This window comes from Microbacterium luteolum, from assembly GCF_039533965.1.
GTDB classification, from domain to species: Bacteria; Actinomycetota; Actinomycetes; order Actinomycetales; family Microbacteriaceae; genus Microbacterium; species Microbacterium luteolum.
The window spans coordinates 1,458,527-1,479,794 of record NZ_BAAAUN010000001.1; the positions used below are offsets into that span (position 1 = coordinate 1,458,527).

At 67.5% G+C, this 21,268-nt stretch carries 18 protein-coding genes; 3 read left to right on the forward strand and 15 right to left on the reverse strand.

The genetic code is table 11. The features are described from left to right. Nucleotides 1-68: 68 nt before the first annotated feature. The 14 genes from ABD648_RS07075 to ABD648_RS07140 form a co-directional block, all read right to left on the reverse strand. Nucleotides 69-1,196 carry a hypothetical protein gene (locus tag ABD648_RS07075; RefSeq protein WP_282214262.1) on the reverse strand — a complete coding sequence of 376 codons (1,128 nt, stop codon included), beginning with the start codon at nt 1,194-1,196 and terminating at the stop codon, nt 69-71. A 33-nt stretch (nt 1,197-1,229) separates the two neighbouring features. Continuing rightward, nucleotides 1,230-2,621 (reverse strand): O-antigen ligase family protein, encoded by a 1,392-nt coding sequence (locus ABD648_RS07080; protein ID WP_282214263.1) that lies wholly within the window; start codon nt 2,619-2,621, stop codon nt 1,230-1,232. A 140-nt stretch (nt 2,622-2,761) separates the two neighbouring features. Continuing rightward, a complete protein-coding gene (locus tag ABD648_RS07085) occupies nt 2,762-4,033 on the reverse strand; it encodes a lipopolysaccharide biosynthesis protein (protein WP_282214264.1) in 1,272 nt (423 codons plus the stop codon). Beyond that, nucleotides 4,023-5,339 carry a glycosyltransferase gene (locus tag ABD648_RS07090; protein ID WP_282214265.1) on the reverse strand — a complete coding sequence of 439 codons (1,317 nt, stop codon included), beginning with the start codon at nt 5,337-5,339 and terminating at the stop codon, nt 4,023-4,025. Before ABD648_RS07090 ends, ABD648_RS07085 begins: the two co-directional genes overlap by 11 nt. 61 nt (nt 5,340-5,400) lie before the next feature. Further along, a complete protein-coding gene (locus ABD648_RS07095) occupies nt 5,401-6,669 on the reverse strand; it encodes a glycosyltransferase (protein WP_282214266.1) in 1,269 nt (422 codons plus the stop codon). Then, on the reverse strand, nt 6,662-7,789 hold the full coding sequence (wecB, locus tag ABD648_RS07100; RefSeq protein WP_282214267.1) for a non-hydrolyzing UDP-N-acetylglucosamine 2-epimerase: 1,128 nt from the start codon (nt 7,787-7,789) through the stop codon (nt 6,662-6,664). The genes ABD648_RS07095 and wecB overlap by 8 nt, the downstream gene beginning before the upstream one ends. A 2-nt stretch (nt 7,790-7,791) precedes the next feature. Then, nucleotides 7,792-8,886, reverse strand: a complete 1,095-nt coding sequence (locus ABD648_RS07105; protein WP_282214268.1) for a polysaccharide biosynthesis C-terminal domain-containing protein — start codon at nt 8,884-8,886, stop codon at nt 7,792-7,794. After that, entirely contained in the window at nt 8,883-9,932 is a 1,050-nt protein-coding gene (locus tag ABD648_RS07110; RefSeq protein WP_282214269.1) for a polysaccharide biosynthesis protein, read from the reverse strand. Before ABD648_RS07110 ends, ABD648_RS07105 begins: the two co-directional genes overlap by 4 nt. Further along, nucleotides 9,929-11,152 carry a glycosyltransferase family 4 protein gene (locus tag ABD648_RS07115; RefSeq protein WP_282214270.1) on the reverse strand — a complete coding sequence of 408 codons (1,224 nt, stop codon included), beginning with the start codon at nt 11,150-11,152 and terminating at the stop codon, nt 9,929-9,931. The genes ABD648_RS07110 and ABD648_RS07115 overlap by 4 nt, the downstream gene beginning before the upstream one ends. Then, nucleotides 11,149-11,814 (reverse strand): NeuD/PglB/VioB family sugar acetyltransferase, encoded by a 666-nt coding sequence (locus tag ABD648_RS07120; protein WP_282214271.1) that lies wholly within the window; start codon nt 11,812-11,814, stop codon nt 11,149-11,151. Before ABD648_RS07120 ends, ABD648_RS07115 begins: the two co-directional genes overlap by 4 nt. After that, a complete protein-coding gene (locus tag ABD648_RS07125) occupies nt 11,807-12,427 on the reverse strand; it encodes a sugar transferase (protein WP_282214272.1) in 621 nt (206 codons plus the stop codon). The genes ABD648_RS07120 and ABD648_RS07125 overlap by 8 nt, the downstream gene beginning before the upstream one ends. Continuing rightward, entirely contained in the window at nt 12,424-13,554 is a 1,131-nt protein-coding gene (locus tag ABD648_RS07130; RefSeq protein ID WP_282214273.1) for a DegT/DnrJ/EryC1/StrS family aminotransferase, read from the reverse strand. Before ABD648_RS07130 ends, ABD648_RS07125 begins: the two co-directional genes overlap by 4 nt. Next, on the reverse strand, nt 13,551-15,359 hold the full coding sequence (locus tag ABD648_RS07135) for a polysaccharide biosynthesis protein (protein WP_282214274.1): 1,809 nt from the start codon (nt 15,357-15,359) through the stop codon (nt 13,551-13,553). Before ABD648_RS07135 ends, ABD648_RS07130 begins: the two co-directional genes overlap by 4 nt. Nucleotides 15,360-15,497: 138 nt before the next feature. Continuing rightward, on the reverse strand, nt 15,498-16,652 hold the full coding sequence (locus tag ABD648_RS07140) for a hypothetical protein (protein WP_282214275.1): 1,155 nt from the start codon (nt 16,650-16,652) through the stop codon (nt 15,498-15,500). Nucleotides 16,653-16,723: 71 nt separating this feature from the next. On the opposite strand from ABD648_RS07140, the gene ABD648_RS07145 reads away from it, so the two are divergent. The 3 genes from ABD648_RS07145 (at nt 16,724) to ABD648_RS07155 (ending at nt 20,739) form a co-directional block, all read left to right on the forward strand. Further along, entirely contained in the window at nt 16,724-18,088 is a 1,365-nt protein-coding gene (locus ABD648_RS07145; RefSeq protein ID WP_282214276.1) for a tyrosine-protein kinase domain-containing protein, read from the forward strand. A 111-nt stretch (nt 18,089-18,199) separates the two neighbouring features. Further along, entirely contained in the window at nt 18,200-19,609 is a 1,410-nt protein-coding gene (locus ABD648_RS07150) for a tyrosine-protein kinase domain-containing protein (protein ID WP_282214277.1), read from the forward strand. A gap of 149 nt (nt 19,610-19,758) precedes the next feature. Beyond that, nucleotides 19,759-20,739 (forward strand): hypothetical protein, encoded by a 981-nt coding sequence (locus tag ABD648_RS07155; protein WP_282214278.1) that lies wholly within the window; start codon nt 19,759-19,761, stop codon nt 20,737-20,739. Nucleotides 20,740-20,803: 64 nt separating this feature from the next. Here the strand turns inward: ABD648_RS07155 and ABD648_RS07160 are convergent, their stop codons facing one another. Continuing rightward, complete coding sequence (locus tag ABD648_RS07160) at nt 20,804-21,244, reverse strand: GtrA family protein (protein ID WP_282214279.1); 441 nt, start codon at nt 21,242-21,244, stop codon at nt 20,804-20,806. Nucleotides 21,245-21,268 lie beyond the last annotated feature (24 nt).

A 21,268-nucleotide genomic window follows, 5' to 3' on the forward strand; every position in this document is an offset into this window, starting at 1 on the left:
TCCTATTCAACCGCACCTTCCTGGGCCTCCGCCGCCAAGACAGCGCTTCCCTCCCCGGTCCGGATGATTCAGCGCCGAGCGATGAGCTTGCGGATGCTGACACCGATTCGACGCATGCGCGCACGCAGCACAGTGGATGTCGACGCCGAGGGATCACCCATCGAGATTCGCATCGTGGCAAGCCGTGGCCAGATCAGTCGGTACAGCGTTCGCGGACGATGCAGGACGGGGACCAGTCGCAGAGCTCGAAAGTGGCGTCGAGATGTCGAGGTCTCCAGCCGCATCTCCCAATCTCGCGGAGGCTGCGCCGCCGCGAACCGCGACGCATCACCCCCGAATGCCCGTTCGAGCGGCACCCGGAGCACATAGCCGGCATCGAGTCGATCGACCACTGAGAGGACCCGCTCTCCGCCATGCCGTAGCATCGACTCCGCATTCCGGACCAGGCCTGCAGCAGGCATCGCGCCTTCGAACGGACGCATGTCGTGTAGAGCCGCGATCACCGCGTGCGCTGGGTCTCGGGGAGTTCTCACGGTTACGCCGGCGAACACGCGGTCCTCAGAATCGGCGAGCAGAACCTTGAAAGCCTCGGCAGGCGCGACACCGATACCCGGATACGAGGAATGCACGTCCACCGCACAACCCCACTCCCCGACAACGAGTGTCAAAGAGTGAGTGATCGTCGTCCCTGTGAAGGGCAGGATCAGGGGCGTCCAGCCCCAAGGCTCCATCGCCTTCGCCAACCTCCGGTCATCGCCGGAGCGCACCCAGCAATCGACGTCGCCGGAATGCTCGCGGTCCCGCAGCCCCTGAGCATGCAGCGTCGGCCCCTTAATGAACAGGATGTCGATGCCGTGCGCCGCAGCGACTCTCGCCACGAGGGCATAGACGAGTTCATGGAATACGGAGATGAGCCAGGGCTCGGCGATGGACCGCATTCTCGCAGGATCTTCCGTCCGTTTCGACGCAAGCCCCATCCCAGCGAGGTCATGGACGATCTCGCGGTCTCTCTCGGTCAACGTCCGGTCATCGACCGGCCCCGTCAGGAGAGTTCGCCAAACCGCGGCTCCCTCACCGAAGAGGAATGCCGGCGGGCCCGGGATCGCAGGGACGGCGACAATCTCGAATCCCTCAGCTTCGTATTCGCTACCTCGCAAGTCCAGCGCGCCGAAAGCAATTGCAACCCAAGTCGACACGCTCCCATACTCGCACACGGAGCGGGAGAGGCCCTACGGACGACGCGGCGTCGTCTCGTGGCGGGGACGCCCTGTCGGCTCCGACTCGATCTCCACTTTTCCGACCGTCTCCTGCACCCGCGCCGCCAGAACGAGGAGGGCGAAGAAGATCCATGTCGTCGAAGGCTCGATCGCGGAACTGTGCATCGTGAGGACGATCGGCAGGGAGATCACGCCGAGGACTAGCGCGATCCACACCACTCGAGATGGTCGCTCAGGGTGCCGACGTGCTTGGATCCCGGTGCGCAGAATGCGCAGCAACCAGACGATGAACAGCGCGAACACCACGAAGCCGTATTGGGCGAGGACTTCGATGAAGCCATTGTGAGGATTGACGATTCCCAGCGTCTGGTCCTGAGCCCCGCTGATCGCCACATAGTTCTCGAACGAACCGGGTCCCCCGCCGAGCAGAGGGCTGCTTCCTGCGAGTGCGAGCCCCACCAGAACGAGGTTCCAGCGCACGAATGTCGAGATGTCAACGGGGATGGCGATGCCGAGGACGTCGATCTGATTGCCGGACGTTCCGAGGAACTGAGCGAACTCCTCGAAGGGAGTCTGCTCCATGCGATCGAGCAGCACTATCGCCCCGATGAGCGCCAGCAGTACGAGGGCGAGCTTCACTCCGACTCGCCCACGCAGAAGCATGAGAATCGATGTGACGACGAAGACGGCGAGAACCATGATGCCGGTGCGACTGTTCGTCGCATTCATGAAGAACGGGATGGAGACCAGTCCGACGATCGTCGCTGATCGGATCAACTTGCTTCGGGTGCGCCCCCACAGAACGACGAGCGCGACAAAGGAGAACAGCAGGAACGTGGCGTAGTTGTTCGGGTTGTAGAAGGTGACGGTGATCCCCCAGCCGTCCAGCGTCCGCTCGTCGGCGTAGGAGGCGCTGAGGGAGACTCCCGTGAGGATCTCGGCGACTGCGAAGAGGGAGATAATCGCGTATGCGAACAGCCAGCCGTACAACAGCGCCATCAGGAGCTTCTTCGGTGCACGCACGATGGCAACCGCGATGAGCAGCGCAAGTCCCGTTCCCAGGGACAGCAGCTCTCCGAAGGTGTGCGGAGAGGGACCGGACACCATGAGACCCAAGCCCGCGACCAACAACCACACGGCGGCGAGGACGACCGTGAGGGTACGAAGCACGGACCGTGCGCCCTTCTCCACGGAGAACACGGCCGCGCATAGGAACAGCAACGCGAGGACGCGGAAGAGGAAGAACGACCCGATACCTGGCACGAGCGGGCCGAAAGCCGCGAGAACCGGCAACAAGAAGACCAACACGAGCGGCAGCCATCCGGCGGTGGGCTGCACCTCGGCCCCCACTGCGTCATCCGGACGTACGTCGCCGCGTTCCGCTGCCGCGGAGGTTGCTCGCACCCGTCCTCGCTCCATGACCATTCGCGCATCCCTCGAGTCACGAACACGGCAAGTCGGTGACAGACCAACAGTAAGTGATGCCGCGCATCACCTCAACTCCGAGACCTTTGCGCCCGAGCCGCTCAACTGCGTCGCCCGTCTCAGCCGAGACTGCGCTGCTGCCCCTGTCCAGACGCTGCAGCCCGCGCAATCCATCCAGCCAGAGCCAGGTTCACGATGAGCAGCACCGTCTGAACGATGCTCATCACCACGATCGCGAGATAGATCTGACCGCTAAGCATGAAGAGCACCGCGAGAGGCGCGGCGGCGTAGACCACGGCGAACGGCAACCCGATGTGCTGCTTCCCGAGCACGACGAAGAGCGTCGAGATCGGTGACGCCGCGAGGTTGAGATAGAGCCACGGTGTGAGCGCTTGCGCATAGAGGCCCGCGTCGCCCCACTCCGCGCCGAGCGCCCAGGGCACGAGCACGGGGCTGAAGAGGAAGATCAGCGCGAACGGCACAAACCCGAAGACTAGTGATTTGCCGACGCTCGATCGCACGACGCGCGGCAGGTCCTGCCTCGGAGTGCTGGCAAGTTGCGGGAAGTAGACCTGGCTGATGGCCGAGCCGATCAGGGCTGCCGGTACGTTCACAAGACGCCACGCCTGCGAGTACTGGCCGAGGGCATCCAGCGAGTGATTCCCGATGATGAAGTTGATGCCGTTCAGTCGGATCGAGTCGACGAGAGTCTGCGGCGTGGTCAGTGCCGGCATCCGCCAATACTTGCGAAACAGGTAGGACCAGCGACGTTGTCGATCGGCGCCCTGGGCGGCCCGACGCCCGGAAGCGTCGGCGAAGACAAGGACCACCACGGCGACGAGCTGCCCGAGCGCGAGCCCGCTGGCGAGAGCGAGGCCGCCGCTCAGTCCGGAAAAGCTCATGAGCACCTGCGCGACCGCAACGGTCCCCGCGAGCAGAACGCGATTTCGGCTCAGGATGCCGAATTCATGTGTGCGGGTGTACCAGTAGGTGAACAGGCTCAGGCCGCCGAGGAGCAGCACTTCGGGGCCCATCAGGATGATCAGCCCGCGCCATGAAGCTGAAAGATCCGAAGGCCAGAGGACCACGACGACACACACCAGAGTGACGGCCGCGGAACTCACCACGAGGAGTCGAGTCGTGAGCCTCTTAAGTGCCGCGGCTTCTCTGAGGGATCGCGGCAGCACTATCGCCAACTCGTACCGTAGCGTCGCCACCACAGCGATGAGCAGGGTAATGGAGAGGAACAGGGAGTACTCGCCGAAGTCCTGCGGCCGGTAGAGCCGGCTAAGTATCGGCATGGCCGCCAGCGTCGCCAGCTGCGCGATCACCGAGCCCGAGACGAGCGTGAGGATGTTTCGTCCGACACCGCGAGTGCTGTCATTCGGCACGCGTCATCGGCCGTTCTGTGCTGAGAGCGATTTCGGCGAGGTTGGCGACAAACGACGAGTGATTCACGTCGCTCGACCAGGTTCGCTTCCAATGGTCGAAACTCGCGTCGGCCCAACGGCGGTACTCGGTCCGGTCCGACCGAAGGAGAGCTTCGATTCGATCGGCGACGTCTTCGGGCGACGGATCCGCAGGGAGCAGTCCATCGAACATCCCGCTCGCTGGATCGATCGTTTCGGAGTTGCCCCCGACGTCCGTCGCCAGGATGGGAAGCCCCTGCGCTAGTCCCTCCATGATCGACACAGGAACTCCCTCTGAGGCCGACACGTTGATGAAGGCCGAAGCGGGGTTGTTCGCGTACCAGTCGCGCACCCCTTCATTGTCGAGGCCGCCGACGAACTCGAAACTGCCCGGAGCGAGGAACTGCTCCGCCCGTAACTGCACGGCTGCTGAATATGCAGTGTCGACGGGCCCGATGTGCCGCCACCGGACGCCGCGACCGCGCGACTGCAGCTCCGCGAGACTGTCGATGAGCAGCTCCAATCGCTTCACCGGCAAGATGAAGGAGCAGGAGACGACTGTGTTGGCGTCTTGGTCCGCGTTGCCGGGATTGACAGCGGCGCGCGCCCCGAGACGAGCGACCGAGATCTTTTCCGAGTAGGCGGGCCATCGTCTCCGCAGGTAGTCGTATCCCGCGCGCGATACCGAGAAGACCTGCGAGATGCCGCGAAGGATCTCCTCACGCTGGGGCAGGTAGTTCGACGCGTGTCGCTCCGCATACACATCGAAACCGTGGGCGCGGGACACGATCGGAATGTGCGCGAGCCCCGCTCGTTGACGGACGTCAATAGCGACGCCGACGGGCAGATCCAACCAGTAGGCGTAGAAAACGCAATGTGCGCGCAGCAATCCCATCGCGGGGATCGTCCGGAGCACGGCGTTGCTGCGAATACTCACCGCGATGCGAAATTTCAGTTCCTGGAGCTTTCCGCGCACGCTCGTTTGCGCACTAATCGAGCCGAAAAACGCAGCCAGGGTCTGGATGGGGTGACGCATTGCCTGGCGGGCAACAGCGCGCAGGGCACCGCCGCCGGACGGTGCGATCACGACGGCATTGACGGGGACGTCCCGAATTGTCCGGTCGGAGGCGCCCGTCGCCGATGGAACGATGATCACGCGATCGAATCGGTCGGCCAGCACCCGGACTTCCGGTTCGAGAAACGGCTCCCCTTCCCCGAACGGGTAGTCGAGGGTGAACAGGACGACCGTAGTGCCGACGGGCTCAGCGCCGCCTGCTGATGTCGTCATGAGGCCTCACCCCCGAAAATTCCAGTCGCACGCATGAGCACTCTTCTTGTGTCGATCCGAGCTAACGCTGACGGTTCCGACGACGATACTGCTTGGAGTGCGGCGAGACATCCTGCGCCGATTCGAGCATGATCTGTGAAAGACCCGGCTGCACTGCCATCTCCCAGGTCAGTTCGCGCCGCGCCTCCGTGGCCGTCGATGCCAATCGCCGGGCAGTCTCCTCGGGATTGTCAGCGAGTGCCATCATCTGATCCAGCATGCCGTCGACATCGTCTTCGTGGCCGCTGACCGGAACCGCGTAGGAGTCTGCGAAGCGTTTCTGTGCCACACGGTCGGTGACAACGTTCACCAGTCCGGCGATCGTGTACTCGTAACTCTTGCTGGCCACCGCGAGCTCGTTCTGTCCCTCGGCTTGAAGGAGCGAAAGCCCGAAACCTGCATTCGCGAGCAGCTTCGGCACGTCGTGAGCCGGTCGGGCAGGCAACATCTCGAGGTTCGGCAGTGGACCCTGCAGGTCGAGCATTCCGCGGAAATCATCCTCGTGCCCGGCCGACGGGTACCGTTCCAGGACCTGGAACTCGAACGGGAGTCCTCGAGACGCGGAACGAGCGATGAGCTCGATCAGGAGTCGCGTACCGTACGGCCGGCTCAGGGTACCGGTATGGAGCACCGTCCACCGTCGATCGGCGAAGGGCACCGACGGCAGGTCGGAATACTGCTCGAGGAGCGGATAGTTGGGAGACACCGAGACCCGGACGCCCGCTGCCCTGAACGTCCGCGCCATGTCGTCCGTGGCGACGTTCGCCGCGCCGAGCGCCTTGGCCGAGCGCACCTGATATGCCTCGATCGCCGTTGCGACCGACTCGCGGAGAAACCGTGGGCCCGGAACCTTCGCCGAATAATAGGTCGCGTAGTACTCGTGCACGTCATAAAGGACCGGTGGCCCACCCCGCTTCCGCCGCTTCTTCGCCGCGGCGAGGAAGTAGAAGTCATGAATATGCCAGAGGGTAGCCTCGTGCTCCGCCGCCTGTCGGGCGATACCCTTCACCATGCTGATCCGCGCGAGCGCGTTCTTCGGACGGGGGAAGAGCGTCTCACCGACAGCGGGGTCCACGCTCGACACGCCCTCCCCCAGCCATAGGAAGTGGACCCTAAATCCCGCATCCAGCGCCACCTGAGCGCAACGCACCACTCTGCGGTCCCCACGCGGGTGAACGGTCGGAATCACGAGCAGCGGGGAGTGAGAGCCGATACCCGGCGGCACACGAATGAGCCAGGACTCCGTTTGGACGATGCGCCCCTCGGCCGGAGCCGAGCCACCCTCACTCATGCAGACCCAGCCGTGCACGATGGGAGTGCGCGGTCGACAGGATGAATGCCGTCGCCCGCCACGCGGTGTTGTCGATCTCGTAGCCGGCCGGAAGCGAAGCCAGGTCGGCGGGGATGCTCAGACGTGCCTTGACGGCCCGCAGCACGCTCTCGGGCGTCAGCCCGGTCGTGATGATGGCACCGGCATCCAGAGCCTCAGGGCGCTCGATGAAGTCGCGCACGGTCACGGCGGGGAAGCCGAGCACGCTCGACTCCTCGCTGATCGTGCCGCTGTCCGAGAGCACGAGCTTCGACTGCTGCTGCAGCTTGATGTAGTCATGGAAGCCGAACGGCGGGTGGAAGATGATGCCGTCGACCGCCGCAGCGTCGTCGAGGGCCTCGATCCGCTTGCGTGTGCGCGGATGCGTCGACACGAGGATCGGGATGCCGTATTCGCTCCGCAGCGCCTGCAGCGAGGCGATCGCCGAGCGGAGACGAGCCGGATTGTCGACGTTCTCCTCTCGGTGCAGGCTCACGAGGAAGTACTCCCCCGGCGTGAGCCCTGCTCGTTCGACCGCGTCGCTCGCCTCGATCTGCGTGCGGTTCTGCTCCAGGACCTCGCGCATGGGCGATCCGGTGAGCAGGATCTTCGAGGGGTGCAGCCCCTCGGCCAGCAGGTTGCGCCTGGCGTGCTCGGTGTAGACCAGGTTGTAATCCGCGACGTGATCGACCAGGCGGCGGTTCGTCTCCTCCGGCACGTTCTCGTCGAACGAGCGGTTGCCCGCCTCCATGTGGAACACCGGGATCTTCATGCGCTTCGCGATCACCGCGGAGATGCAGCTGTTGGTGTCGCCGAGCACGAGGAAGGCATCCGGCTTCTCCTCGCGGAGCACCTCCTCGGTCTTCGTGAGGATCGAGCCCAGCGCGGCCCCGAGCGACGAGGTGTCGGCGTTGAGGAAGTGATCCGGCCGGCGCAGCCCGAGGTCTTCGAAGAACACCTCGTTGAGCTCGTAGTCGTAGTTCTGCCCGGTGTGGACGAGAACCTGGTCGGTGTGCTCGTCGAGGAGCTTGATCGTCGCGGACAGGCGGATGATCTCCGGCCTGGTGCCGACGACCGTCATCACCTTGGGTTTGTCGGCCATGGTCACACTGCCTCGGCAATCGTGTCGGGGTTCGCGGGGTCGAAGATGTCGTTCGTCCAGAAGGACGTGTACAGCAGGTCCTCGCCGATGTTCGTGATGTTGTGCGCCCACATCGTCGGCATGTCGACGGCACCGGGGGCATCGCCCGAGACCTCGAACGACACGACCTCATCAGAGTACAGGCGGCGCAGCGAGATGCGGGCTCGGCCCTGGAGCACCGTGAAGCGCTCGATCTTGCGGCGATGGAAGTGGTCTCCGCGGGTGACGCCCGGCACCGTCGTCGAGAACGACGACTGGCCGGGACCGCCGTGCGAGCGGATGATCTCGAAGAACGATCCGCGGGCGTCTGCGTGACGGGTCAGATCGATCGGCGACTGAGCCGGGAACGTGTACGACCGGTACGTGTTGAAGAGATCGCGGTCGAAGTCCTCGGCGATGCTCGGGATCTCCCCGCGGTCGTAGAGCTCCGCGTAGCCCTGCAGGCGGGCCAGCAGACCAGACACGGTCTCCTCCTGCTGCAGGTCCTCGAGCGCCCTGACAGGCGCGGCCCCGCTGAGGATGTCGGCCGCGTTCTGCGCATGCAGCAGCGTGAGCTCCTTGTCGTTCTCCACGACCGGGCTCTCGCCCGTGGCCACGAGATGGCTGAAGGTCGCGGTGACCGCGTTGTAGAACGGACGCCCGTGTTCGCCGAACAGGTTCGGGAGACGCACGTCGACGAACTCCGCGCCGATCGTGGATGCCGTCTCGGCGAGGATCTCCGCCGCCCTGGCCTTGGACTCGCCGTAGACGGATCCGTTCGTCGCCTGGGTGGAGTTGGCGTAGACGACCACCGGGGGCGGCGTCGCCGCGGCGAGCAGTGCGGAGGAGAGCTGCTCGGCGAACGCGATGTTCCCGTCGCGCACCTCTTCGTCGGATGCCCGGTTGATCCCGGCGATGTGGATGACGCGCTCGCTGCCGTCGACGGCCGCTGTCGCCTTCGACGCCTCAAATCCGGTGCCGACGGAGATGGCCTCCACCGGCGTGCCCGACTCCTTCATGGCCGCACGCAGGTGCCAGCCGAGGAACCCTCCGGCCCCGGTGACGGCGAGACCGCTCACGAGCTCGATCCGCTCTCGGGGATCCCCGCCAGACGGAGCTCGTCGCGCACCTCGGGGAGCGTCAGCAGCAGCTCCTCGACCTCGCCGACCGACATCTGCTGCACGGTGTGCGAGTCGTAGTCCTCGAAGCGGTTCTGCGCGACGTCGCCCTCTTCGAAGTAGACGCTGTAGTTGAGGTCGCGGTTGTCGGCGACGACGCGGAAGTAGTCGCCCATGTCGCGGGCGCGCGAGAGCTCTTCCCGCGTCGCGAGCGCCTCGGACAGCTTCTCAGCGTGACGGGTGCCGATCACCTCGAGCTTCGCATCCGAGCGGAAGAGGTTGAGCACGGCCTGCGCGAGGGTGCCGATCGAGGTCGCCTTCGCCTTGCGGACGAACAGGTCGCCCTGCGTCGCGTTCTGGAACGCGAACTCGACGAGATCCACCGAGTGCGCGAGCGACATCATGAAACGCGTCATGTCGGGGTTCGTGACGGTGATGTTCTTCCCCGCCTTGAGCTGACGGATGAACAGCGGGATCACCGATCCGCGCGAGTACATGACGTTGCCGTAGCGGACGCACGACACGGTGGTGGCGGTGTTGGGGTTGTTCAGGCCGTGGGACTGCGCGACCTTCTCCATCAATGCCTTCGACATGCCCATCGCGTTGACGGGGTAGACGGCCTTGTCGGTGCTGAGCGCCACGACAGAGGAGACGCCGTTGCGGTCGGCCGCACGCACCACGTTCTCGCTGCCGTTCACGTTCGTCCGCACGGCTTCCATCGGGAAGAACTCGCACGATGGCACCTGCTTGAGCGCCGCGGCATGGAAGATGAAGTCCACGTCGCGCGTGGCGCGGTCGACACTGTCGTAGTCGCGCACGTCGCCGACGTAGAAGCGCAGACGCGAATCGGGGATCTCGTGACGCATGAGATCCTGCTTGGCCTCGTCGCGGCTGAAGATCCGGATCTCGGAGACGTCACGCTCGAGGAGCTTCTTCGCGACCGTGTGGCCGAACGATCCCGTTCCGCCGGTCACCAGCACCCGCGCTCCGCCGTATGACTCGCTCATCGTCGTCTACTCGTTCCCTTCGCGGCTGCCGAGAGCAGCTCTTCGATCCTGGAGATTCCCGACTCGCGGGAGAAATGGGTGTCGTACATCGTTCGTCCGCGCTCGGCCATCGCCGCGCGCTCATCCGTGGTGCGCGCGGCCGCGGAGCGGAACGCCGCTTCGAGCGACGCGACGCTCTCGGCATCCGCAGTGAGTCCGACGTCGCCGTCCTCCACGAGACGGCGCACATCGCCCTGCACAGTCGTGACCACGGGCACGCCCGCCGACAGCACGGCCTGGAACTTGGACGGGATCGTGCCGCGGAAGACGGGCATGTCCTTCAGCGAGACGAGCGCGTAGTCGGCGCGGGCGTATATCTCCGGCATCCGCTCGCGCGGGACGGGGTCCTGGAAGCGCACGTTGTCGGCGCCCAGCTCGCCGACGAGCGCCTGCAGGTCGGCCTTCACCACGCCGTCGCCGACGAGAGTCAGCGTGACCCCTGCATCCGCCGCAGCGTGCGCGGCACGGACAGCGGTGCCGAGGTCCTGCATATCGCCGACGTTGCCGGCGTACACGATCTCGGCGCGCGGTGCATCGGCCGCGGGGAGCACGGATTCGACGGGCTCGCCGGCATCCGCCCAGTTGTAGACGAGATGCGCGCGGTCCTCAGGGACGCCCCGCGACACCAGCGTCGACACCATGGTCGGAGCGATGCCGATGACCCCGGCGGCGCGCTTGTAGGCACTGCGCAGCCAGGGACCGAGAGCCCCGGAGATGACGCGCTCCTTCGTGCCGCCGGCCATCATCGACGATCCGACGATGGAGTCGGGCCACAGGTCCTGCACATGCAGCACGTACGGGCGCCCGCCGGTGACGCGCCACAGCCACGGACCGAACCCGGCCGTCATCTGGGTGGCGTAGACGTAGACGACGTCGGCTCCGCGCGAGAGGCGCCGGGCCGTCGCCGAGCTGAACGCGAAGGAGAAGTAGTTGAGCATGCGCTTGAGCGCGCTCTGCGAATGATCGGCGAACAGCGGCACCCGACGGATCTCGACCGCGCCGTATCGCTCCGTCGACCGCCAGCGCTGGCGATAGCCGGGGAAGACCTTGCCGGTCGGATAGTTCGGAAAGCCCGTGAGCACCTTCACCTGGTGCCCGCGCGCGGCGAGGCCCTGGGCGAGGTCAGCCGGCAGCGGCACGGCCTCCGGCGGGTAGTACTGCGAGACGATCAGCACCCTCACGGCGTCGCCCTGTCTTCGAGCAGTCGCGCAGGCACGCCGACCACGGTCGTGCCGCCCGCGACGTCCTTCGTCACGCAGGCCGCAGCCCCCACAGTCGCCCCCGCCCCGACCGTCAGCCCCGCGAGCACGACAGAGCCGGCGCCGAGGAGAACACCGCTCTCGACGATGACGTTGCCCGAGACGATCGCACCGGGATTGACCGAGACGAAGTCGGCGAGCGTCGCATCATGCCCGAGGATGCTGGCCGGGTTGAGGTGCACGTGGTCGCCGATGCTCACGTTCGTCGAGACCTGCACGCCGGAGGTGATCACGACGCCGTCGCCGATGCGCGCCCGCGATCCGATGACCGCACGCGGATGGATGAACGTGGTGGCGCGCAGACCCGCGTTCGACAGCCGCCGGGCGACGGCCTCGCGCACCGACGGCGAGCCGATGGCCACCACGAAGCGCTCGTCCCCCGCGGCGGTCGGCAGCCATTCCTCCTCGGTGCCGAGGTAGACGATGCCGCGCTCCGCGAGACGTCCGAGGTCGACGGGGCGCGGACCCGAGTCCACGACGCCGAGCAGCTGCAGCGGCTCGCCGGCCGCGATCATCGCCTCGACCACGTCGAGGGTCTCCCTGCCGAAGCCGCCGGCTCCGACGATGACGATCCGCTCAGCCATGTGCCTCACCGAACTTCGTCATGGTGACATGTCCCTCTGCCGAGATGCCGTCGCGCTTCACGACCGAGCCGATGGTCCGGGCGACGATCCGGAGGTCGAGGCCGACGCTGCGTCGGTCGACGTAGCGGACGTCCTGGGCGAACTTGCTCTCCCAGGAGATCGCGTTGCGACCGGTCACCTGGGCGAGCCCCGTGATGCCGGGGCGCACCTCGTGCCGGCGCGCCTGCTCGGGCGAATAGCGCTCCAGGTACTCGACCAGCAGCGGCCGCGGCCCGACGACGCTCATGTCGCCGCGCAGCACGTTCCACAGACTGGGCAGCTCATCCAGGCTCGTCGACCGCAGACGCACGCCGAACGGGGTGAGCCGGTCGGCATCCGTCACCCATCCACGAGCCTCGTCGACCGAGCGCATGGACCGGAACTTGTACAGCGTGAAGATCCGGCCGTCCTTGCCCGGACGCTCCTGCGCGAACACGACCGGGCGTCCGAGTCTCACCGCGACGAGCACGGCGGTCGCCACGATGATCGGCGAGAGCACGACGAGCGCCACCGCCGCGGCGACGATGTCGAGGCCGCGCTTGACGACGTCGTAGGGACGGAACCGTGCGCTCATCGCGTCAGGAAGCCGCGGATCGCCGTCAGCACGCGCTCGCGCTGCGGCGGCGTCAGGGCGGAACCGCTCGGCAGGGTGAGGCCGCGCGCGAACAGGGACTCCGAAGCACCGCTGGTCTTGCGCCGGGCATCGGCGAACACCGGCTGCGCATGCATGGGCTTCCAGAGCGGACGGCTCTCGATGTCATCGGCGGCGAGGGCCGCGGCGAGCTCCGAGGGCTCCCAGCCGGTCTTCTCCGGATCGATCACGATCGACGTCAGCCAGACGTTGTCGGCCTCGTCGCCCTCGGCCCCGAAGACCTCGACGCCGTCGACCTCCGCGAACAGCTGCTTGTACAGCTCGCGCATCTCACGACGACGCGCGATCATCGCATCGAGGCGGGCGAGCTGCGCGCGCCCGAGAGCCGCGAGCAGGTTGCTCATCCGGTAGTTGTAGCCGATGTCGGTGTGCTCGTAGTGCACGACCGGCTGCCGCGCCTGCGTGGCCAGATACCGCACGTGCTGCGCGAAGCCCGCGTCGTCGGTCAGCAGCATCCCGCCGCCCGACGTGGTCATGATCTTGTTGCCGTTGAACGACACGACGGATGCTCGGCCGAAGCTGCCGGCCGCGCGCCCCTGGTGCGTGGCGCCCAGCGACTCCGCGGCATCCGACAGCACCGGCACGCCGAACTCGTCGGCGATCGCGAGGATCGCCGTGTAGTCGACCGCCTTGCCGAGCAGATCCACCGGAACGATGGCCGACACCCGCTCGCCCGCGTCGCGGAGCTCGACGAGCGACTCCCGGAGCAGCGCGGTATCCATGTTCCCCGTCACCGGGTCCGCGTCGATGAAGTACGGCTCGGCGCCCGTGTAGACGATGGCGTTGGCGGTGGCCGCGAAGGTCATCGACGACGTCAGCACGACATCGCCGGGCTTCACACCGAGGGTGAGGAGACCGAGATGCAGTGCCGCGGTCCCCGAGCTGAGGGCCACCGCATGAGCGACGCCCACGCGATCGGCGAGCTCGCGCTCGAAGGCGTCGACGTCGGGGCCGAGCGGGGCGATCCAGCCGGAGCGCATCGCGGCGACGACGGCCTGCTCCTCCGCCTCTCCCACGTCGGGCGAGGACATGTAGATCCGTTCGCTCACGCCTCGGCACCCTTCGCGAGGCGGATCGGCTCGATGACCACCGTGTCGTTGTTCCGCGGGCTCGCGAACATGCGCTCCATCCATCCGGTCTTGTCGAGTCGTTCCGGGGTGATCACATCAGCCCGCGTGTGCGAGACCTTCGGGTGGAACGGACGCTCGAGGTTCTCGCGCGACCCGACGAGCTCTTCGTGCAGCTTCTCCCCCGGGCGCAGACCCGTGAACACGATCTCGATGTTCTTGCCCGACATCGCGACCATGCGCTTCGCGACCTCGAGGATCGACACGGGCTCGCCCATGTCGAGGATGAGCACCTCGCCGGCGCGGCCGATGGCTCCCGCCTGGACCACGAGCTGGCAGGCCTCCGGGATCGTCATGAAGTACCGCGTCGCATCCGGGTGGGTCACCGTGATCGGGCGTCCGTCGGCGATGAGCCGCTGGAACGTCGGCAGCATCGAACCGCGACTGCCGATGACGTTGCCGAAGCGCACCGAGAGGTAGCGCATCCCGGTCTGCTCGCCGGCCCACGCGGTGAGCTTCTCGGCGACGCGCTTGGAGTGCCCGAGCACGCTCGTGGGGTTGGCCGCCTTGTCGGTCGAGATGTTGACGAAGGTCGACACCCCGACGCGGCGAGCCGCGTTGAGCACGTTGAGCGAACCGATGACGTTCGTCTTCCAGGCCTCGTCGGGGTACTGCTCGAGCATCGGGAGGTGCTTCAGCGCCGCCGCGTGGAAGACCACCTCGGGCTGCCGCTCGTCGAAGATCCGGTCGAGGAGCTCGACGTCGCGGATGTCGGCGAGCACCACGTCGTTCGTGTCGAGCAGACCGTGCCCGGACGTGCCCAGCTGGGCGTCCTGCAGCCCGGTCTCGTCGCGGTCGAGCATGATCAGCTCGCTCGGCCCGTACTTCGCGAGCTGTCGGCAGAGCTCCGAGCCGATCGATCCGCCGGCACCCGTGACCAGTACGCGTCGTCCGGTCACGTAGCCGGCGATCAGCTCGACGTTGGTGTCGACCGGATGCCGGCCGATGAGGTCCTCGATGCTGATGTCGCGGACGTCGCTGATCGACCCCTCCCCCGACTTCAGGCTGTGGAGCGAGGGCGTGACCGCGACACGAAGACCGGCGGCCTCGGCGCGGTCGCTGAGCTTGCGCAGGAGTGAGCTGTCGGCGCTGCCGATCGCGATGATGGCGAGCTCGGCTCCGGTGCGCTGGACGGCCTCGGTGAAATCGCGGGTGGTGCCGATGACCGACACTCCCCGCAGCCGCAGGTTGCGCTTGTCCGGGTCGTCGTCGAGCAGTCCGACCGCGCGGATCGGCGACGCCGGATCGGTGGTGACGTTGGCGAGCAGCTTGTCGGCGATGAAGCCGGCACCGACGATGAGCGCCGGCGAGGCGTCTTCCCCGGGCTTGCGTGCGCGTTCGATGAGGAGGCGGGCGAAGTAGCGCACGCCGAACATCAGCAGCAGGACGAACGGGAACGCGAGCAGCAGCGTGCCGCGCGGCACCCCGACGGCCGGGCCGATCGGGATCACGAGCAGCGACAGCGCGACGGCCTCGATCACGACGATGATGCCGACGGCACGGACCTCATCGAAGGAGCCGTAGGTGAAGCGGCCGCGATACAGCGCGGTGACATAGCCGACGATGATCTGGATCGCGCCCGCGATGAGCGCGAGCACCGTGGTCGAGATCCAGCCGCGCGCGTCCATCATGAACTCGAAACGCAGGGCGATCGCGAGCACGACGCCGAAGCTCCAGGAGAGTCCGTCGACGATCGCGGCGAGCATCCGGCGTCGCTTCTGCGTCACGGAAACCTCCGAGAATATCGGAATATCGCCTGTCGAAGTATCGACGAACGCCTTTTTCGCACTCAAGACTGGAAGCCCCCTCAGACTTACTCACTCCCCTGGAGCTATGTTCTCACAGGTATTGAGCAGGTTCGTGTCTTAGGGCGTCCCTTCGCCCTCGGGCGGCGTCTCCGGATCCGGCGGCATCTCCGTCACCGGCGGGTCCGTCGGGGTGGTCGTGTCCGACGGCGGTGCGGTCTGCTGGGTATCGTTTCGCCGGGTGGTCTGCCGCGTGCTCTGCTCCTGGTCGGCATCCACCTGCGCCTGATCGGCGGCCACGGCGACGAACGCATCCCGGTACCCCTCGAGCGCCGTCACCCCTGCGGCACCCCAGAGTCCGCTCGCGCCGACGCGGGCCGCGGCTTCGGCCAGTCGCGCCTGCAGCGCGTCATCCGCATCGGGGAAGCCGGACTTCGCGGCCTCCGCACTGCCGGCGAAGGTCGCGGCATAGGCGGCCACCGCTGCATCCGCCGGGGGACGGAGCGCGTCGAGCTGCGTGCGGATCGAACGCATCTCGGCGGTCGCCCCGTCGAGGGCGACCAGCTTCTCCTGCGCCCCGTCGATGGCACTTCCCACGTCTTCCAGCGACTCCTCGTCGATGTCTCCGCGCCGGTACTCCGCCGGCACCTTCGGCACCGTGATCGCCGCGAGACCCGCCGCATAGGCGTCGACGGACGCGAGCGCCGTCGCCAGCGCCGCGGGATCCGTGACCGGGATCACGTCGCCATCGGATGCCGGATCCGGCGCCGTGCCCGTCGACACCAGGGCGCTGCGCAAGACAGCGGCGGCCGCCGTCTGGGTCTCGATGTCGCTCACGATGCGGTTCCTCGTGGCGGTCAGCGCCTGGTGCGCGTTCTGGAGGGTCGCCTCATCGGCCTCGAGCGACACGAGCGAGCTCGCTGCCGGACTCGCCGTCGCCATCTGCACGCCGCCGACCGCCGCTGCCGCGACCGCGGCGACCACGGCGAGCGCACCGACCGACGTGGCCAGAGGGTCCCAGCGCCGGCGCGTCCGTGTGGCAGGACGCGAGGCATCCGCGGTCCCGACCGCGATCGGCGCGGCGTTCTGCGCGGCGGCCTCGACCCTGCGCATCAGCTCGTCCGTGTCCGCCAGGGGCCGAACGGGACCGCGCGTGTCGCGCGGCTCGCCGATCATCTCGCGCAGGCGCCGGACCGTGTGATGATCGTCCAGCTGCGCACGTCCCGGTGCATCGCTGCGCGGGCCGTTCGGGAAGAGTGCGCTCAGACCAGTCATGGTGCCTTCGTCGGAATCGGTAGTCTCAGAAGACGATACCGCCGATCCGCGACGCACCGACCGGGAGAGCAATGGAGTTCCGCGACTACGTCCGCGTCCTGCGAAGGCAGATCGTGCTGATCGTCGCCGGGGCCGTCATCGGGCTCTCCACCGGCGCGCTCGTCGCGATGCTCACCCCGCAGCGGTTCGAAGCCTCGGCCGAGGTCATGGTCACGGTGCAGGTCGGCGACACGGCGACGCCGGCCGAGCGGGCGCTCGCCACCAGCTACGCGATGCAGACCGTCGGAACCTACCGGGCGATCCTCACCAGCACGCTGGTGCTCGCGCCGGTGATCGAGGACCTCGATCTCCCCACCACACCGGCCGGCCTCGCGGGACGCATCCAGACGAGCGCCGCGCTCAACAGCGCGATCATCACGATCAGCGTCGAACACGGCAACCCGGGCCAGGCCGCCCGCATCGCGAACGCGGTCACCGAGAGCTTCACGAGCGTCGTCACCGAGACGCTCGAGAAGCGCGAGCAGCAGACCGCGTACTCCGTGCGTCTCGTCACGCTCCAGGCCGCGCAGGTCCCGACCACGGCGGTCGCACCGAACATGCAGCTCTCGCTCACGCTCGGCGGGATCATCGGCCTCGCCGCCGGCATCGGGATCGCACTCCTCCGTGCGACGCTCGACCAGCGGGTGCGCACGGCATCCGACGTCGAGGCTGCGGTCGCCGCGCCCGTGCTCGGGCAGATCCCCCTGGATCCCGACACCTCCGAGCACCCTCTCGCGGTCAGCGCCGCGCCGCACGGTGCCAGAGCAGAGGCGTTCCGCGCCCTGCGCACCAACGTGCGCTTCCTCTTCACCGAGGGCCAGGGCGTGTTCGTGATCACGAGCTCCGGCCCCGGAGAGGGCAAGTCGACGACGGCCGGCAACCTGGCCCTCGCGTTCGCCGATGCCGGCCACCGCGTCGCCCTGATCGACGGCGACCTCCGCCTCCCGCGCGTCGCCGAGTACTTCGGCATCGAGGGCGGGATCGGCCTCAGCGACGTGCTCGCCGGGCGCGTCGACCTGAACGACGTGATCCAGCCCTGGGGGCGCAGCGCGCTCTTCCTCCTTCCCTCGGGCACCGTTCCGCCGAATCCGGCCGAGCTCCTCGGCTCCCGTGCGATGGCGCAGCTCGTCGAGGCGCTCAGGGACGCATTCGACGTCGTGATCATCGACGCGCCCCCGCTGCTTCTCGTGACGGATGCCGCCGTGATCGCCCGCGTGGCGACCGGCGCCATCCTCGTCGCCGCTTCCGGCGCGACGCACGCCACCCGCCTTGCCGACGCGGCGAAGAGCATCGAAGCCGTCGACGCCCGCGTGCTCGGAACCGTCGTCACGAAGGTGCCGGTCCGCGGCGGCGACAAGAATCCGTACGGCATGGAGGTCGAGCGAGTCAGCCGCTGACGCGCCCCGCACGGTGCGCGTCAGCGGCGTGCACCGTGAAACAATGTCGAGAACCGTCTTGCGGCTGGTCTGAGCAGACCGAGACCGCACACAACAGGGGGAATCTGCCGCGTGGAACTTCGCGACTATGTGCGTATCCTGCACCGCAATTGGATCCTGATCCTCATACTGCTGATCCTCGGCCTCGCCGCGGGTGCCGGATACGCGGCGCTGCAGCAGCCCAAGTACGTGGCCTCCACGCAGCTGTACGTCTCTGTCCACACCGAAGGCGCCGCGACCGGTGACCTCGTGCAGGGCACCACCTTCGCCCGCCAGATGGTGACCAGCTACGTCGACGTCGTCAGCACGGCGCTCGTGCTCGAACCCGTCATCGACGAACTCGGCCTCGACGACAGCGTGGCGGGGCTCAGCGACCGCGTGACGGCCACGACCCCGCTGAACACCGTGCTGATCGACATCACCGTCACCGACGGCGATGCCGAGCAGGCCGCGGACATCGCCAACACGGTCGCGTCGAGCTTCCAGGACGCGGTCCAGGAGACGCTCGAGCAGCCCGCGGTCGAGGGCGCCGTGAGCCCCGTGCAGATCACCGTGACCGAGCCGGCCGTCACCCCGACACAGCCGACCAGCCCCAACGTGCGGATGCTCATCATCCTCGGCGGCATCATCGGCCTGGCGGTGGGCATCGCGATCGCGACACTGCGCACCGTGCTCGACAACCGCATCCACACGCTCCACGACATCGAGGCGCTCACCGACCGTCCGGTGCTCGGCGGCATCGCCTACGACCCGGAGGCGACCAAGCGTCCGCTGATCGTGCACGCCGATCCGCGCAGCCCCCGCGCCGAGTCGTTCCGCAGCCTTCGCACCAACCTGCAGTTCCTGAACGTCGACGCGGGGCCGCGGATCTTCGTGATCTCCAGCGCCGGCCCCGGCGAGGGCAAGTCGACGACGACCGCGAACCTCGCGATCGCCCTCGCCGAGACCGGCGCACGCGTCGCGCTCGTCGACGGCGACCTGCGGCTGCCGCGCGTGGCGGACTACATGGACATCGAAGGCAGCGTCGGCCTCACCGACGTGCTCATCGGGCGCATCGACGTGGCCGACGCCCTGCAGAAGTGGGGCACCAACGACCTGTTCGTGCTGCCGAGCGGACAGGTGCCGCCCAACCCGAGCGAGATGCTGGGCTCCGCCGCCATGGACCAGGTGCTGGCGCCGCTCGGCGAGTACTTCGACTACGTGCTCATCGACGCGCCGCCGCTCCTCCTCGTCACAGATGCCGCGGTCGTCGGCAGCAAGACGCGCGGCGTCATCATCGCCGCAGCGTCCGGCAAGACGAAGAAGCAGGAGCTCGAGGGCGCCTTGCGCTCGCTCGAGACCGCCGGCGTGAATCTGCTGGGCGTGGTCGTCACGATGCTGCCGACCAAGGGTCCCGACAGCTACGGCTACGGCGCGTACACCTATGGCGCGACCCACACCGAGGACGCGCCCGCGAAGAAGCGCAAGCGCGCCAAGGCCTGACTCCTCCTCCCCCGACCGGGCGCTTTCGCCGCTCCCGTGGCCCCCGTGGCGGGTGTTTCGGCCGAACACCCGCCACACCTGCCACGGGAGCGTCTTTCTGCCTGTGGAGGACAGGGACGGGCGGGGTGGCGGATGCGGATGCTGGGGGCATGACCCGGATCGGAGAGCTGCCGCCGTCGCTCGGACCACACTTCAGCGTCGCGGAAGCGCGAGAGGCGGGGGTGCCACGCAGCCGCTTGCGGGCGAATGATCTCGCCGCGCCGTTCCGCGGGATGCGCCGCCGTTCCGATGTCGGCGGGACGGATGCTCCGGCAGAAGCCGCCTCCACGCCCGGACCCCACCGGGCCGAGCAGATGCAGCGCCGCGCCCGCGCGCACGAATACGCACCGCGGATGCACCCGGAGCACTTCTTCGCCCAAGAGACCGCTGCTGCGCTGTGGGGTGCTCCGCTTCCTCTCTTCCGCCGCCTCGGAGAGGATGACGAAGACCTTCCCGTGCACGTCGGGGTCTTCGGCACCGGCTCACTGCCCCGCCTCGCAGGGGTGACGGGACATCGCATGCGTCAGACGACGACCGCCGTGTGCACGCTCGATGGACTGCGCGTCACCACTCCGGCGAGCACCTGGGCGAGTCTCGGCACTCTACCTCTGCACGACCTCGTCGCTCTCGGGGACTACTTCTGCCGCGTGTGGAGGCCGGGGTACGGTCGCCCCGACACCGACCGGCGGCCGCTGACGACGCCGGCGAGGTTGCGCGCCGCCACGGCATCCGGTCGGCGGGTCGGCGTCCGCCGACTACGGGAGGCGCTCACGCTGGTGCGCACCGATGCCTGGTCGCCACGCGAGAGCAAGGTGCGCTGCATCCTGGTCGAGGCTTCGCTTCCGGAGCCGGAACTCAACATCGACGTCTACGACGAACACGGCGGATTCATCGCCTGCGTCGACCTGGCTTACCCGGGACGGAAGGTCGCCGTCGAGTATCACGGCATCTGGCACAGTTCGACGTACGCGCACGATGTGGAACGCATCGCCCGCTTGCGGGCCGCGGGTTGGACGGTGATCGAGGTGACCGCCGATCTCGTCCGCCGCCCCGCCGACCTGATCTCCCGCGTCCGCCAGGCTCTCGGCTGAGCGTTCCCGTGGCACTTGTGGCGGGTATTCGGCCCGAACACCCGCCACAAGTGCCACGGGAACGTCAGGGCTTCGCCCGGAAGACGACCCAGTGGTACAGGACGAAGCGCAGCAGCACGACGATCACGATGCTCACCAGGTTCACGGCGTTGACCGCGAACGCACCGGGGGCGCGACCGAGCGACGAGGCCACCAGCTCGACGCCGGCCCACACGAGAGCGGCGCCGATCGCCGTGCACACCGCATTGGTCGCGAGGAACAGCAGGACCTCGGCGATGCGGCCGCGGCGGTCGCGGTGCCGGAACGTCCACTCGCGGTTCCCGATGTAGGCGTTCACGAGGGCGACCAGCGAGGCGGCGATCTTGGCGGCGACGACGTCCCAGCCCCACACGTAGACGAGGAGGTTGAAGACGCCGATCTCGATCAGGGTGCTCAGCCCTCCGACGACGAGGAAGCGGCTGCCGACGCCGACGAAGCGGCGCAGTCGGGAGGGGGGAGGATTCATGGCTCAACTAGGCTACTTGCAGAA

Excerpts from the sequence above, each read along its gene's own strand:
- ABD648_RS07090 (WP_282214265.1), bottom strand. The coding sequence starts at position 5,339 with ATGACGACATCAGCAGGCGGCGCTGAGCCCGTCGGCACTACGGTCGTC.
- ABD648_RS07095 (WP_282214266.1), bottom strand. The coding sequence starts at position 6,669 with ATGAGTGAGGGTGGCTCGGCTCCGGCCGAGGGGCGCATCGTCCAAACG.
- wecB (WP_282214267.1), bottom strand. The coding sequence starts at position 7,789 with ATGGCCGACAAACCCAAGGTGATGACGGTCGTCGGCACCAGGCCGGAG.
- ABD648_RS07110 (WP_282214269.1), bottom strand. The coding sequence starts at position 9,932 with ATGAGCGAGTCATACGGCGGAGCGCGGGTGCTGGTGACCGGCGGAACG.
- ABD648_RS07120 (WP_282214271.1), bottom strand. The coding sequence starts at position 11,814 with ATGGCTGAGCGGATCGTCATCGTCGGAGCCGGCGGCTTCGGCAGGGAG.
- ABD648_RS07125 (WP_282214272.1), bottom strand. The coding sequence starts at position 12,427 with ATGAGCGCACGGTTCCGTCCCTACGACGTCGTCAAGCGCGGCCTCGAC.
- ABD648_RS07140 (WP_282214275.1), bottom strand. The coding sequence starts at position 16,652 with ATGACTGGTCTGAGCGCACTCTTCCCGAACGGCCCGCGCAGCGATGCA.
- ABD648_RS07145 (WP_282214276.1), top strand. The coding sequence starts at position 16,724 with ATGGAGTTCCGCGACTACGTCCGCGTCCTGCGAAGGCAGATCGTGCTG.
- ABD648_RS07155 (WP_282214278.1), top strand. The coding sequence starts at position 19,759 with ATGACCCGGATCGGAGAGCTGCCGCCGTCGCTCGGACCACACTTCAGC.
- ABD648_RS07160 (WP_282214279.1), bottom strand. The coding sequence starts at position 21,244 with ATGAATCCTCCCCCCTCCCGACTGCGCCGCTTCGTCGGCGTCGGCAGC.